Consider the following 14,499-nt stretch of genomic DNA (forward strand, 5'->3'; position numbering starts at 1 on the left):
GTTGTTCCCCTTGAGCGCTCTTTCATATATCTGTAAAGAGCGCTGAAGCGCAACTACATACCTAAGAGTTAACTTTTTTTTAAATAAAGGTACGTTGTTGCGCTTGAGCGCTCTTTCATAGATATAAGCAAAGAGCGCTGAAGCGCAACTACATACCTAAGAGTTAACTTGATTCCGCAAACAATCTAAAATCCAAAATCTACAATCTAACAATAGACTCATGGATATTATTGAAAGCGTCAAAATGGCTGTCACAACTTTGACGGCAAATAAGTTACGCAGCAGCTTGACAATGTTAGGAATTATCATCGGTAATGCTTCCGTAATTTCGATGATTGGTATTGGCGAAGGAGCTCAAACCTATATTGCGGGACAGGTTAACTCTCTGGGTTCAAATTTGCTGTTTATCATTCCCGGAAGTCCTGATGCCCAAAGTCGCCCGGTGATTCCTCCTCAGACTTTGGTTTTGGATGATGCAGAGGCGATCGCCTCTCAAGTTCCTTCTGTCGAAGCAGTTGCACCAACTCTCAATGACAGTCAAATCGTTACTTACCGCAATAAAAACGTTTCGTCTTCGATTGTCGGAACTACTCCTGAGTTTCTGCCGGTGAGAAGCTTTGATGTTGCTCAAGGTCGTTTTTTAAACAAGCTAGATTTAGAAAGACAAGAAAATGTAGTTGCTTTAGGTTCAGAAGCTGCTGAACAATTGTTTGGCAATACTCAGCCTGTCGGTCAATATGTTCGCATCAAAAATGCAACTTTTCAAGTGATTGGCGTGATGCAGGCTAAGGGATCGAGTTTTGGTGACAATCAAGATATGAATGTTTATTTGCCGCTGACAACGATGGCTAACCGCATTGTCGGTCGCTCGTCTCCCTACGGTACTAAGGTAACATTTATTTCGGTTTCTGTGAAGGATGAAAAGTTAATGAGTGCGGCGCAATTTCAAATTGAAAATCTGCTGCGCTTGCGTCACAATATTACTAAGGAAGATGATTTTACTGTCCGAAATCAGAAGGATTTAATGAAGACTTTGGGCAGCATTACTGGTGCTTTGACTCTGATGTTGGCTTTTGTGGCGGCAATTTCGCTGTTTGTGGGCGGTATCGGGATTATGAACATTATGCTGGTTTCTGTGACTGAACGTACTAAGGAAATTGGACTGCGAAAGGCGATCGGTGCTTCTCCTCAGGATATTCTGATTCAGTTTATGATTGAGGCTGTGATTTTGTCGGCTGCTGGTGGTGCGATCGGTACTGGATTCGGTATCGGTGGTGTGTTTTTGGTGTCTGCTTTTAGTCCTCTGCAAGCTAGTGTTTCTCCAGTGGCGATCGCCCTTGCGGTTGGTGTTTCTGGTAGCATAGGCTTATTTTTTGGCATCGTACCGGCAAAACAAGCTGCTAAGTTAGACCCGATTGTGGCACTCAGAAGTGCTTAATCAGTTGACAGTTGACAGTTGACAGTTGACAGTTGGTAGTTGGCAGTTGACAGTTGACAGTTGACAGTTGACAGTTGACAGTTGACAGTTGGCAGTTGGCAGTTGACAGTTGACAGTTGACAGTTGACAGTTGACAGTTGGCAGTTGGCAGTTACCAATTACCAATTACCAATTACCAATTACCAATTACCAATTACCAATTACCAATTACCAATTACCAATTACCAATTACCAATTACCAATTACCAATCTTCGGTAATTGCGATGATTGGGATTGGAGAGGGGGCTCAAAATTTTGTGGGCGGACAAGTTAAATCACTCGGTACAAATGTGTTGATTGTGAGAGCTGGAGTGCCTAATGCTAGCCGAAGTTCGATTAGAAATGCACCTCAAACACTGATAGTAGAAGATGGTAAGGCGATCGCATCTCAAGTCCCGTCGGTGCAAGGTGTATCTGCCGAACTCAACAGTTCAGAACTCGTTCGCTACGGTAACAAAAATGTCTCGTCTCTGATTTTTGGCACAATTCCCGAATTTCTGACAGTCAGAAACTTTGAAATGGCTAAAGGGCGATTTTTGACGGAACTCGATGTTAGGCAAAACAATCAAGTTGTGATTCTTGGTTCAGAATTGGCCGAAAAACTGTTTGCTAATACCAATCCCCTCGGCGAACAAGTGCGAGTCAAAAATGTCAGCATGAAAGTAATTGGAGTATTTGCGGAGAAAGGGACATCTTTTGGTACGAATTATGATAACTCAGCCGTTGTGCCGATCGCCACAATGGCCAACCGCATTGTCGGGCGCAAGTCTCCCTACGGTTTAGCTGTCACTTCGCTGTTTATTTCGATTCAAGATGAGTCGAAAATGGATGCTGCTCAATTTCAGGTGGAAAACTTGCTGAGACTGCGGCACAAGATTACCACAGAAGATGACTTTACTGTCCGAAATCAGAAAGATTTAATGGCGACAATGGGCTCGATTTCCGGGGCCCTGACACTTATGTTAACTGCTGTGGCCAGCATTTCTTTGTTAGTCGGCGGCATTGGGATTATGAACATTATGCTGGTTTCTGTCAGCGAACGCACTCAGGAAATTGGGCTCAGAAAGGCGATCGGGGCTTCCCAACACGATATCTTGTTTCAATTCATTATCGAAGCTGTAATTTTATCTGCCGCTGGAGGCATCGTTGGGACTTGCGTAGGAGTCGGAGGTATCTTGCTTGTAGGTAATTTTACGCCTCTGCAAGCTGGTATTTCGCCTGTGGCGATCGCCCTTGCTGTTAGCGTGTCCGGTGGCGTCGGTCTCTTCTTCGGCGTGATCCCGGCGCGTCAGGCTGCCAAACTCGACCCGATCGCAGCCTTGAGAAGTGCTTAACAAATAATTACATATATAGCATACTTAAGTATATACCTAGGCAAGTATATACATAATGTTACTCGTTGATGCTAACCACGGTGTATATATGTTGAAAAATTAATAAAACCAGTCGGATGGTAAAGTTTTAGCAAAAACAATGTAGTTTAAATAAAAAATTAATCGGAAACTTTATAAAAATGAGTGAAACATTAAAGATTCAATGAAGTTTCACTCAGGGGATTTACTTACTTAAGAAAAGGCCTAATAATCTAAACTACGAGCAAACACTCATAGCATCGATCGATGGCTATGAAGGTTGGCTATTTGATGAAAATTATTAAATAAAAACCAATGGCTTCTATTACCAGCAGTCCTAAATTCGACTTTCTCGAAGGAACTTCAGGCCCAGACACACTTAACGGCTTGGATGGTAACGATATAATTTATGCCAAGAGCGGAGACGACTTGCTCCTAGGCGATCGAGGTAAAGACAAAATCTGTGGCGACTCTGGTAACGATACAATTGCTGGCGGCCTAGACGACGATATTATCTGGGGCGGCAAAGGCAACGACCTGATATTTGGCGACTCCGGCAACGACACTCTCTACGGGTGCGTAGGTAGCGATACCATCAGCGGTGGTGAAGGCAATGACATATTTGCGATCGGCAAAGGCAACGGCGGCCCAACGGTAGCCACAGCAGACTACATCACCGACTTCGAGAAGGGCAAGGACAAAATTCGGTTGCTCAATGGTCTCACATTTAACGACTTAAACATCCAACAAGGCACAGACGCTAACAGCAACAGCACGGTAATTCAAGACAAACTCACAGGTGAATATTTAGCAGTATTGCAGGGAGTCAATAGCAGCACCGTCACCCCCGACAACTTCGCAACTCACCTTTCGGGAAACTGCATCAGAGAGTCGAACGGAATGATGCTAGACGCCATCCGGACAGCCGGCACCCCGCCTCCGGTAGCCTCCCGCAACATGGCAATGGTTCACGCGGCCATTTACGACGCTGTTAACTCGATTACCAAAAAATACAGCCCTTACCGCGTCAACATAGATGCACCAGCGGGGGCATCAGAAGAAGCTGCGGCTGCGGCGGCTACCTACCGCACTCTGCTTAGCCTGTACCCTGCACAAAGCATCAAATTTGATGCAGCATACGCATCGTCTTTAGCAAAAATTCCCGATGGGAAATCGAAACAAGACGGAATCGCGATCGGAGAACAGGTTGCTGAGAAAATTATCAGTTGGCGCAGTACAGACGGCGCTAACAAAGTAGTACCCTACACACCGAAAACTGACGCAGGCAATTGGCAGCCGACTCCTCCGGGCCTGGCCGCATCATTGCTGCCCCAGTGGCCGGATGTGACTCCCTTTGCGATGACTAGCGGTTCGCAGTTTCGTCCGTCAGGCCCGCCCGCCCTCGATAGCGCCAAGTACGCAGAGGAGTTGAACGAGACTAAAGAAATCGGCAAAATTGACAGTCTGACGCGCACGCCCGATCAAACTGCGATCGCCAAATTCTGGGCCAACGGCGGAGGTACTTTTACTCCCCCCGGCCACTGGAACCAAATCGCCTCAGAAGCATCGGCCCTCAGCGGTACATCGTTGGAAGATAGCGCCCGCTTGTTCGCCCTGCTAAATATTGCCCAGGCCGATGCAGCTATTAACTCGTGGGATGCTAAATATAAGTACGATTTCTGGCGGCCCGTGACAGCTATTCGCCAAGCTGACACAGACAACAATCCCAACACAACAGCCGATCCTCTGTGGACACCGCTGCTGATAACTCCGCCCTTTCCTGAGTACACATCGGGCCACAGTACCTTTAGCGGTGCAGCGGAACCAGTTTTGAACTCTGTATTTGGTTCGGATTTTGGCTTTGCAGATAAGGGAGACAAGTCTGTCAACAGTCTGCGAACCTTTGACAACTTTGCCCAAGCGGCCGACGAATCGGGGATGAGTCGCATTTACGGAGGCATCCATTTCATGAGTGCTAACGTAGACGGTTTGAGCGCGGGTAGAAATGTGGGGAACTATGTTGTCCAGAATTTCTTAGTTTAGGAAAGTGGCGAGTTGATGGAAAATGGAAAATTTTCCATTTTCGATTTTCTGAATTGGGTGCATCTCTGATTTTGCAAATGTATGAAAAAATCACTGCGTACCTTACCGCTATCAGTAGTGCGTCAAGCTATTTTTTGGTCTTAGGAATGAGAATTAAATAACTTACAATTTTAATTATTGTGGGATGGGCGTCCCGCCCGTCTATAAAGGACGGGCGGGACGCCCATCCCACAAGCTTGTGTAAGGGTGCATCTCAGTTTTGCAAGAAGCATTGTTTATTGTAGTGCGAGCGTCCCCGCACAGCAAAGCTTGTACAAGCTTTGCTGTGCGGGGACAGCACTGTAAATGCAAAACTGAGATACACCCCTTGTGTAAATTATTTAATTCGCCATCCTTAGTCCTGACTATTCCAGCAGTTCCACAGTGCCGAGATATCCATCTACTCGCACTTTTTGACCGTCTCGCAGGCGAGTTGTAGCTTCAGCAATATTCATGACTGCGGGAATTTTGTACTCGCGGGCGATAATTGCTCCGTGAGACAACTGGCCGCCAACTTCGGCTACAATTGCCTTTGCTCCTAACAGCAGCGGCGCCCAACCGGCATCGGTGTAAGGCACTACGGCGATCGCATTTTCGCCTAATTCTGTAGTGACACTCCGGCAAATCTTCACAAAACCTTCGACGCAGCCGATACTTGCCGGGATTCCCTGCATGATACCAGTTGCAGATGTTGAGGAGTCGATCGACCTTTTCTGAGAATTCGGCAGCAGATTGCCGTAGACTACAGGGGGAATCGGGCGATCGCGATCGGCTAACAGGCGATCGCGCCTCAGGCTAATCGTCTCCTGAAAAGAAACACTCGCACCGCTGCGAATCCACTGCTGAATCTCCCCAAATTCCAGATAAAAAATATCTCCTGGTTCCTGAAACACCTGCATTTCCAATCCGCAAGCTTCAATTGCCAAAAAAGTCCAGCGGAGATGAGCCAACAATCGTGCGTAAATTTCACTAATTTGGCTTTTAACTATAGCTCGTTCCTGACATTTATTTAAGCGCCACTTCTGAGCAAAAGTCAAGCTTAATTTTCCAGTTGCTGCTGAATTAGCAACAGTAGGTTTTTGAGCCAAAGTTATCAGCAATTTGCGGTAAGTTTCAGACTGTTCTCGCCAAGTAGGAACAGCGATATCAGTTCCCACTTCGCTCAAATATCCGTAAATATCCAGCCACTGTTCAAAGTCTGCTTGCAAAGCCAGACTTTCAGTAAATATCTGTGCTAATTGTGCGGCTGAAACATTCTCGCCTGACTGGTAAATAGCAACTTCTCGCAATTTCTCAGCCAACTCTTGCAAAGCTCGCACCGAAGCGATTTCAGGAGCAGTATCATTAACAAGCCAATCATCATCAACGCGAAAAATTGCTTTGCGAATTGCCAGCCCGATCGGCCCCAAGATATTGTAGTAAGTAATCGGCTTCAGCCACTCCTGAATTTGCTCAGATTTATCCAACAACTCACTTAAATCTTGGTAATTGGGCATGGGGCATGGGGCATGGGGCATTGGGAATTGGGCATTGGGAATTGGGAATTGGGCATTGGGAATTAATATTCCTTCTTCATTCTTCCCTCTTCCTTCTTCCCTCTTCCTTCTTCCTTCTTCCTTCTCTGACTTCTCCAGACTTTCGATTGCTGGTAAAAAAATAGAAGTGCGATCGCCCGCAAAATCTGCATTCAGCGCCCGCTCCCGCTGCACCAGACGCCACAAACCGGGTAAAGAGGGCAAAATCTTCCCCAAAGGTGGCTTACCCATCTTCTGCCCTCTGAGCAAAAACTCCAAACCCTGCTCCGGCAATCCCATCATCCGAAAGATTTCGCCCAACAAAGTCGCGTTAAAATAGGCGTGGGAACCCAGCAAAGTCGCCGTTTCCTTGAAATTTAGATTAGCAGCGCGATCGGCCAAAACCACCCGAAAAATCTCTCCCCAAACCCCACAAGTCAGCGGCCGATTAATCGACCAAGTTAGCGGGCGAATTGCACCAGGAATCACTTCTGCGGCAATAGTTCGAGTCCAAAACGGCTGCAAATTAGTAATCGGGCGGCTTTGCAAAATCCAAACTTTTTCCCCGTCCCAACTCCACTCAATATCCTGCGGGATGCCGTGAAAAAAAGCTTCGATAGCTTGCGCTTGTTTGACTAATTCAGCTAGAAGTTTTGGGTTAACAATTGAATTAATTTCGAGTTCGTTTAAAGTTTGTTGTAAAATTTCAGGCTGGGTAAAATCAACTTCCAAATGTAACGGAGTAACTTGTCCGCCGACAACAGATTCAGCACCTCCCGGCAAAGCTTCAATAATTATCTGGGAACCGCCATCTAAAGGATTGCGGCTGAACATAACTCCCGCAATTTTTCCCTCAATATAAGGCTGAATCAAGACAGCCATTTGAGTATCCGGGAGTTGTCGCTGCTGGCGGTAAGCCACAGCTTCGGAAGTCCAATAAGACTGACGGCAGCGGTGAATGCCAGCGATTAATTCTGCTTCAGTGGAAACAGGCCCGATAGTTTCATATTGCCCAGCCGCCGAACTAATATCGCCATCTTCTCCCGCCGCCGAAGAGCGCACAATCATGCGATTTTCGATTTGCGATTTTAGATTTTCGATTAAAGAATTAGGGATTGACAAATTTTCACTGTTTTCTGAATGCCCGATGCCCGATGCCCGATGCCCGATGCCCGATGCCCGATGCCCGATGCCCGATTCATTCAATAATATCCAGCCAGAAGGAACATTAAAATTAGCGCGTTTTAGTTGAGACAATCTCGCAGCTTTATCGCCGCAAATTTTAGCATCTAACGAGTCATCGAGAGAAAACAATTGTTCCGATTTAGATAAAGCCATATCATCACCCTGACTGAGATTAATTGCAGCTAATAAAACTCCCAATCCTGCTGCTGCTAAGAATTCCGGCAAAGATTGATGCCACACCCAAACCCAGATAGGCGTGCACAGACAGCCGCAGCGGGAAGCAAACAGTCTCGCCCGATCGCCCTTTTGCCACAACCGCCGTGCCAAACCCCACACCAGTAGCCCCCAAATGCCAGAAGAGACAGCCACCGGCGGCGAAAATACCAAAAGACCCCAAACCGCGTTAGTCACGCCTCCACCTCGGGCGATCGCATATCTGGCCGCAACCAGAGGAATTAACAGGGCGATCGCGATCGCAGGTGAATCAGGAAACCAAAATCTCCCCGCCAAAACCGGCAGAATACCCCTGGCAATTTCCGCCAACACCGCAGCAATTCCCGCCAACTTCCCCCCGTGAATAAAAGCAGCCGACACCCCCACATTCCCCGTGCCCAACCGCCTCAAATCTTTACCGCCCAGCAGCCGCACCGCCCAGCGAGTAAGCGGCAAAGCACCCAGAGCAAAACTGGCGGCTAACAGAAGTGCGATCGACAACAGCGGCATAAAGGGGATTTTTAATTTCAATCTCTAAGTATTATGGCTGCAATTCGCTCAAATTTTCAGTCTTCGGATATATTGCACGATCGCCAATAGCACATAAAATACTAGAGAAGTACAGTAAATAAGGATTTGAACCAAATGGTAGAGAACAACCTAATGATTCCGATCGCAGTTCTTGGTGTTGGATTTGTCGCTGCGGTTAGTATCGGCTCCATTGCGTGGTATAATTCCAAGCGCCCCCCGGGTTGGGAATCCAAAGAACGGCCTGATTTTGTTCCAAAAGTTGATAAAGATGATTTGATTGCAGATGTTTCTGAGTCCAAAGGTAAATAATAAAAAGTTTATTGAGACGAAGAAAAACTGAGATAGGACTTGTGAATTAATGAGAAAACTTTGTCGTTGCACCCAGAACGCTGCAATTTTAAGGGCTGGGTTTTCCATTTTTCGCACAAGTCCTGTATTTATATTGTAATGAAGAACATATTAATAAATATTCTGATATCCTGTCTGGTAGAACAACCACAAGCAAAAAAGTTTATATTAGCGAATGCGGCGTTGCTGCTGCAACGGCATGAAAGACTCAATGTGAAAAAATGAAACAAGCCAGTCAGTCAATATAGCTGAATTTTCAAGTGATTCATTTTCATACCCTAATATAAGCAAGGTCGTTTTTTTTGAAGAGCAAGAAATCGCTGTCGGTGCGGTTGAGTTCGATATAAATTGAAAGAGCCGGATCGATCGCCATCACATCGCCGTTTTTGTAGGTTGTGGAGCCGGAAGTCATCAAAAAATCGGATTTTTGTCAAAAGTATTTTCGAGAAGGTCGATCGCACGTTACAATATGTTAAGAGCCGGCACCGCCTTTTGCAGTCAGTAACTCAGCTCTAAAGAGACTGAGCTTGTAAGAAATTGCAAGCTGTGCTGACCAGACCCCTGTTACAAGGAGACGTTATTTAGGTCATGATACCGGAGAATGCGACGCTAGTTTTCCGCTCTATCGTTTGCAGTCAAACAAACTTAAAGTCACTCTCGTTAGTGCTGCAAACTTAACAAGCCTTTATAACCAGGTCGAAGCGAACATTACACGCAAGTGGAGGGACACAACAATGTCCAATTTTATTTTCGTAGTTGACACAAACAAAAAACCACTCACACCTTGCAAGTCGTCAATGGCTCGTAAGTTGCTGACGGCTGGTAAAGCGGCTATCTTCAGAAGATTCCCGTGTACCATTATCCTCAAAAAGGCAGTAACAGCAACCATTGAATCAATTACTCTCAAATTAGATCCAGGTTCCAAAACTACAGGCATTGCATTATTGCAAGGTGAAAAAGTAATTTTTGGTGCTGAATTAACTCATCGCGGTCAAACTATCAAAGCAAGTCTTGAGTCCCGTCGTTCACTGCGTCGAGGAAGGCGAAACCGTCATACTCGTTACCGCCAAGCAAGGTTTTTAAACCGTACCCGCAAAAAAGGTTGGTTGGCACCATCCTTGCAGCACCGGGTAGAAACCACCCTGACTTGGGTTGAAAAATTACGCAGGCTTGCACCTATCGGTTTAATTGTTCAAGAGCTGGTCAGATTTGACTTGCAACAATTAGAAAATCCTGAAATTTCAGCTATTGAATACCACCAAGGCGAACTACAGGGTTACGAAGTTAGGCAATATTTGCTTAACAAATGGAACCGAAAATGTGCTTACTGCGACGCCGAAAATGTACCATTGCAAGTTGAGCATATTCATCCCAAATCTCAAGGCGGAAGCAATCGAATTTCTAATCTTTGCCTTGCTTGTCAGAAATGCAACCAGAAGAAAGGTACTCAGAACATTGAACAATTCTTAGCAAAGAAACCTGACATTCTGAGTCGAATTCTTACACAATCCAAGCGCCCCCTAAAGGATGCTGCTGCGGTAAATTCGACTCGATGGACGTTATTTGGTCGCTTAAAAGAAACGGGGTTGCCTGTTTTAACTGGCTCAGGTGGACTGACCAAGTTCAATCGTAGTCGGCTGCAACTACCTAAAACTCATTGGCTTGATGCTGCTTGTGTCGGTCAAGTTGAAGCGCTAGAATTATTAACAAATAAGCCACTGCTAATCAAGGCAACTGGACACGGAACCCGTCAAATGTGTCGCACAGACAAATTTGGCTTTCCATCTCGGTACGTTCCTCGAAACAAGTTTGTTAAAGGCTTTCAAACTGGTGACATCGTAAAAGCAATCGTCATCAGTGGCAAGAAAATAGGTGAATATGTTGGTCGGGTTGCAGTTAGAACGACAGGTTCGTTCAACATCTCAGCATCAGAATTGGTGCAAGGAATTAGCCATAAATACTGCAAAATAGTTCACAAAAAAGATGGCTACAGTTACGCATATTAGGATTGACGGGGACTGAAGTCCCCCGCGTCGCTTCCCTCTCAAGGCTAAAGCCGTTGAGTTTCCCGCATCCCGTATTAATTTTTATGAATCCAGAATCAACTCTCGCCAGACTACAAGCTACACTTCCCGACGGAAAACTGCCTTCTAGCTACGGGGTATACTTCAAAAACACCCTAGTAGCCCTGTGTCACGCCCTAGAAGACCACATCTTGCAAACCAGCAGCGGGGACGATCTCGCACTCAAACCGCTGGTTTTGGTGACGTTTCAGCAGGGAAAATGGTATTTGCAAGAAGCCGATCGCTACTTCGATATTGCTAAGGCTTCTCGACAAGTTGTCATCGGTGCAGTAGCCGACAGCGGTTTCGCTACCCACAAAACCGGTCAATTAGAAAATGTATCTTTAATAGAACTTGATGAGATCGACCCCATTATCCAAGAATGGAATTTAATCATCCTGGCCCCCACATACAAAGCAATGGTGCTTTGTCGCGAACTTACGGCCCAGGAATACTTGCCAGAGGGCAAGCCAGAAGTCGATACAGAGCGAAAATTCTACGGTTTGTGGTCGTTTGACCAGTCGTTGGTGTCGGCGTCAGCAGAAATTTTTATAGAACAAACACGACATTATAATCCCTCCCTAGCCGACAGTTTGCTAGAAATTCATCACGAAATTCTTGCTACCAAAGGCCCGCCCTTGGCAGACATTAGTGGCGTAGTATCCCGCATCGTTACTTACCTGCAAAGTTCTCAGCAGCAAATGGTGGCAATTAACCGCCAAACTCGCGATTTGTGGGAATTGGAAGGTCAAGCTTTGCGCGTCAGCCGCAATTTGAACGCCAACAAACTGCAAGCTTTTCTGCGGATGGCCCAGCGCGTAGACGAACGCGACACCTCAAATCCCACAGCTTCTTTGCAGGTGGCGGCTTTGTCGGAAACTTTGGGTCAATTGTTGGATTTGCCGGCTTTGCAACTGCGAAGGCTGCGGCTGGCGGGATTGCTGTTTCGAGTCGGCTTGGTTTCGGCGCCGAATGAGGTGTTCGATCGCACTTCCGATAAATTCGACCAAGGAACTCTATCATTTTGGCGCGATCGCAGTTTCATCGGTTCCCAACTCCTCCAAGCAATGCCGGAATTAGCACCAGTCGCCGAAATTGTCAAGCACAAACTCGAAAATTGGGACGGCAGCGGCAGGCCCGAGGGTTTGCGAGGTGAAGGGATACCCGTTGCTTCGCGGATTTTGGGTTTGGTCGCTTGTTTCCAAGACTTGACTCAACCGCGGGGCGATCGTCCTGCTTTGAGTTTGACAGCAGCCTTAGAAAAGTGCCGCGAACTGTCGGGTACTCGCTTCGATCCGGCTTTGGTGGAAACTCTCGGGAATGTCGTCAGACTCGCAGATATGGGTTTGATGGAGTTACCCACCCGCCCCAGCCAACTGCCTAATATCTGGTTGGAGGATTTGGGCGATCGCACGATCGCGGCAACTCCGGCATTGTAAAATAAGTTGGGTAATTCAGTGGACAGTTGACAGTGGACAGTGGACAGTTATTGTATGGTGCGTCAGGACTACGGATTTAGTACGAATTCCGCAACCTAATTTTCTGTTTACGGTGTGTACCCTAGTAATTGACAACTGCCAACTGACAACTGCCAACTGCCAACTGCCAACTGACTTATGACTTATGACTAAAAACTAATGACTCATGACCTCGAAGCCATACGCCAAGGCAAAATTCATATATTGGCCGGCATAGATTTAGCCGGCGCAAACTTAGCGGGAGCCGATCTCGCAGGTGCCGACTTATCTCAAGCCAACTTAACAGGAGCTAATCTCACCGGTGCTAACTTGCAGCGGGCGGTGCTGCGAGCAAACCTCCGCGGCGCAGACTTGAGCGGTGCTGACTTGCGCGGGGCTGATTTTCGGAATGCTGACTTGCGCGGTGCTTCTTTTGCTAATGCTTTAGTCCGCGATGCAAGTTTTGGGGGTGCTTTTTTGACGGCGGCCTCGATCGGCAATTTGGACTTGAGCGGTGTCGATTTGCGGGGAGCCGATTTGCGGGGTGCTAATTTGGCTCGCGCCATCTTGCAGCAGGCAGATTTGAGCAATGCCAATTTGTCCGGCGCAGACTTGTCGGGAGCTGATTTAGAAGAAGCTATCCTGAATGGAGCCGTACTGCGCGGTGCTAACCTGACGGGGGCTAATTTGCTCTGTGCTGCGATCGAACATACCGTCTGGGATGGAGCTTTGCTCGATCGCGCTTGTCTCCAAGGCACGCCCCTGAGTCCTTAAATTTCCAAAATGTTACTTTCAAGGCAGACAAAAAACAACTTCTGCTTATAAAGTGAATAAGCACAAGCTATTTTAACATTTCTTAATGAGAGGCTATAATAGCGACTGTAGATCAGCAAACGAATAAATGGTAGCAGCTTTGTTTAGCGGTACATCCTTTCAAGGTCAAAGTGGCGATCGCCTTGTCAGCAAAGTAGCAGGAGCTGCGATCGCAGCCTTATTCAAACGTTCTGAAAAGGCAGAAGCCAACATCCGAGTCGAACCTGTAGCCAAACTCTTGCAGGGAAGCATCGACGGTTTCGACTTCGTTGGCAAAGGTATGTTGATGTATAACGGCCTGCGTATAGAAGTGATGGAACTCTACTTGCAAGCACTCTCCATTGATTTTGGGGCGATTTTTGCAGGTCAAGTCAAATTGCGGCAGCCTACCCAGGCAAATATGCGAGTAGTCTTAAGCCGATCGGATTTAACCACCTCATTCAATACACCTTTTGTAGTTGAAAAACTCCAAAAGCTGAAATACCAAGAGCAATCTCTGTACTTTCAAAACACTGAAGTCAGCTTCGGAACAGACAAATCAATTCGGCTTCAGTCCGAGATTACGATCGGCCAGGACAGCGAACCAGTCAAAATAGATATTACAGCTCAATTGCAAGTAGAAGACCGGCGCAAAATCCAATTTGTCAGCGTTACTTACGGCGGTGACGGGCAAGCAGTAGACTTGGCTCAAGCTATAATTGCCCACGTAAATAACTTGCTAGACTTAGACAAATTTGCTTTAGAGGGCACTCAACTGCGAGTAGACCGCTGTCGAGTTCAAAACGACGAGCTGGTTTTTTACGGCTGGGCTGGCATCGAACAGTTCCCCAAAGGCAAGCGCTAAGCCTCAGCGTGCTGAGCTTAGCCGACAAATCAGATTAGTGGGAAAAATTTTATAGCTTAACAAAACTACCCGCCCCGGCGGGTTTTGCTATTTTAGCCACAGTTTTTCAGCTATGGCGTTGCTAGCCTAAAGTCTCTCTGTATTCCGGTGTATTTCCAGAACTAATCTGTCGCGGATTTAATATGTCAGCAACTGCTGACTTAAATTATTTTGAGCGAGAATTCATAGCGCGCCATCAAGCTTAAATTTAAGTGCAACAGAACTTATACAACGCATAATATGCGGACTAATTGTTAAGTACGTTGTTACACTTCGGCGCTGTTTATATGAAAGAGCGCTGAAGCGCAACTACGTACCTGTGCAAAGTAGCTTATTCACGGAGATTCTAGATATCTGCTCAAAATCAGCACTCAGGTTGAGGCGATCGCCCAAATAGTCTTGATAAACTTAGAGTGTCTTGGAGACAGAAACCGGGTTTGAGAGACAAAATTCTCTGGTGGGGCGATCGCAAAGATGGGAGAACCGCTCGTAAAAACATGGACAAAGCTACCCAAAAGTAGTCAATGTTAGACATCTACGTTAGTAATTTTAGTCCACAGTCCTAAAACTACAGGAATAA

Annotated in this window: 10 protein-coding genes; 8 read left to right on the top strand and 2 right to left on the bottom strand. The window is 46.5% G+C overall.

Annotation, left to right across the window (positions count from 1 at the left end; genetic code table 11):
* Nucleotides 1-220: 220 nt before the first annotated feature.
* The 3 genes from JGK20_RS25930 (at nt 221) to JGK20_RS25940 (ending at nt 4,873) form a co-directional block, all read left to right on the top strand.
* A complete protein-coding gene (locus JGK20_RS25930; RefSeq protein WP_293211659.1) occupies nt 221-1,438 on the top strand; it encodes an ABC transporter permease in 1,218 nt (405 codons plus the stop codon).
* A 192-nt stretch (nt 1,439-1,630) separates the two neighbouring features.
* On the top strand, nt 1,631-2,812 hold the full coding sequence (locus JGK20_RS25935) for an ABC transporter permease (RefSeq protein ID WP_293232621.1): 1,182 nt from the start codon (nt 1,631-1,633) through the stop codon (nt 2,810-2,812).
* A 333-nt stretch (nt 2,813-3,145) separates the two neighbouring features.
* Nucleotides 3,146-4,873, top strand: a complete 1,728-nt coding sequence (locus JGK20_RS25940; RefSeq protein WP_293232617.1) for a phosphatase PAP2 family protein — start codon at nt 3,146-3,148, stop codon at nt 4,871-4,873.
* 404 nt (nt 4,874-5,277) lie between these two features.
* On the opposite strand, the gene JGK20_RS25945 is transcribed toward JGK20_RS25940, so the two are convergent.
* On the bottom strand, nt 5,278-8,355 hold the full coding sequence (locus tag JGK20_RS25945; RefSeq protein ID WP_293232619.1) for a glycerol-3-phosphate acyltransferase: 3,078 nt from the start codon (nt 8,353-8,355) through the stop codon (nt 5,278-5,280).
* A 114-nt stretch (nt 8,356-8,469) separates the two neighbouring features.
* On the opposite strand from JGK20_RS25945, the gene JGK20_RS25950 reads away from it, so the two are divergent.
* Nucleotides 8,470-8,664 (top strand): hypothetical protein, encoded by a 195-nt coding sequence (locus tag JGK20_RS25950; RefSeq protein ID WP_293146752.1) that lies wholly within the window; start codon nt 8,470-8,472, stop codon nt 8,662-8,664.
* 310 nt (nt 8,665-8,974) lie between these two features.
* Here JGK20_RS25950 and JGK20_RS25955 read toward each other — a convergent pair whose 3' ends face one another.
* Nucleotides 8,975-9,115 (bottom strand): hypothetical protein, encoded by a 141-nt coding sequence (locus JGK20_RS25955; RefSeq protein ID WP_293177118.1) that lies wholly within the window; start codon nt 9,113-9,115, stop codon nt 8,975-8,977.
* A 322-nt stretch (nt 9,116-9,437) separates the two neighbouring features.
* Between JGK20_RS25955 and iscB the strand changes: the two genes are divergently transcribed.
* The 4 genes from iscB (at nt 9,438) to JGK20_RS25975 (ending at nt 13,880) form a co-directional block, all read left to right on the top strand.
* Nucleotides 9,438-10,709 carry an RNA-guided endonuclease IscB gene (iscB, locus tag JGK20_RS25960; RefSeq protein WP_293177120.1) on the top strand — a complete coding sequence of 424 codons (1,272 nt, stop codon included), beginning with the start codon at nt 9,438-9,440 and terminating at the stop codon, nt 10,707-10,709.
* 83 nt (nt 10,710-10,792) lie between these two features.
* Nucleotides 10,793-12,205, top strand: coding sequence for an HD domain-containing phosphohydrolase (locus JGK20_RS25965; protein WP_293205266.1), 1,413 nt, complete (start codon nt 10,793-10,795; stop codon nt 12,203-12,205).
* A 198-nt stretch (nt 12,206-12,403) separates the two neighbouring features.
* Complete coding sequence (locus JGK20_RS25970; RefSeq protein WP_293177124.1) at nt 12,404-12,997, top strand: pentapeptide repeat-containing protein; 594 nt, start codon at nt 12,404-12,406, stop codon at nt 12,995-12,997.
* Between the two features lie 127 nt (nt 12,998-13,124).
* Nucleotides 13,125-13,880 (top strand): DUF2993 domain-containing protein, encoded by a 756-nt coding sequence (locus JGK20_RS25975; protein ID WP_293177126.1) that lies wholly within the window; start codon nt 13,125-13,127, stop codon nt 13,878-13,880.
* Nucleotides 13,881-14,499: the final 619 nt, after the last annotated feature.

It is taken from the genome of Microcoleus sp. PH2017_05_CCC_O_A, assembly GCF_020738785.1.
Classification (GTDB): domain Bacteria; phylum Cyanobacteriota; class Cyanobacteriia; order Cyanobacteriales; family Microcoleaceae; genus Microcoleus.

Coding starts and splice junctions, on each gene's coding strand:
- JGK20_RS25930 (WP_293211659.1), top strand. CDS start 221: ATGGATATTATTGAAAGCGTCAAAATGGCTGTCACAACTTTGACGGCA.
- JGK20_RS25940 (WP_293232617.1), top strand. CDS start 3,146: ATGGCTTCTATTACCAGCAGTCCTAAATTCGACTTTCTCGAAGGAACT.
- JGK20_RS25950 (WP_293146752.1), top strand. CDS start 8,470: ATGGTAGAGAACAACCTAATGATTCCGATCGCAGTTCTTGGTGTTGGA.
- JGK20_RS25955 (WP_293177118.1), bottom strand. CDS start 9,115: ATGACTTCCGGCTCCACAACCTACAAAAACGGCGATGTGATGGCGATC.
- iscB (WP_293177120.1), top strand. CDS start 9,438: ATGTCCAATTTTATTTTCGTAGTTGACACAAACAAAAAACCACTCACA.
- JGK20_RS25965 (WP_293205266.1), top strand. CDS start 10,793: ATGAATCCAGAATCAACTCTCGCCAGACTACAAGCTACACTTCCCGAC.
- JGK20_RS25970 (WP_293177124.1), top strand. CDS start 12,404: ATGACTCATGACCTCGAAGCCATACGCCAAGGCAAAATTCATATATTG.
- JGK20_RS25975 (WP_293177126.1), top strand. CDS start 13,125: ATGGTAGCAGCTTTGTTTAGCGGTACATCCTTTCAAGGTCAAAGTGGC.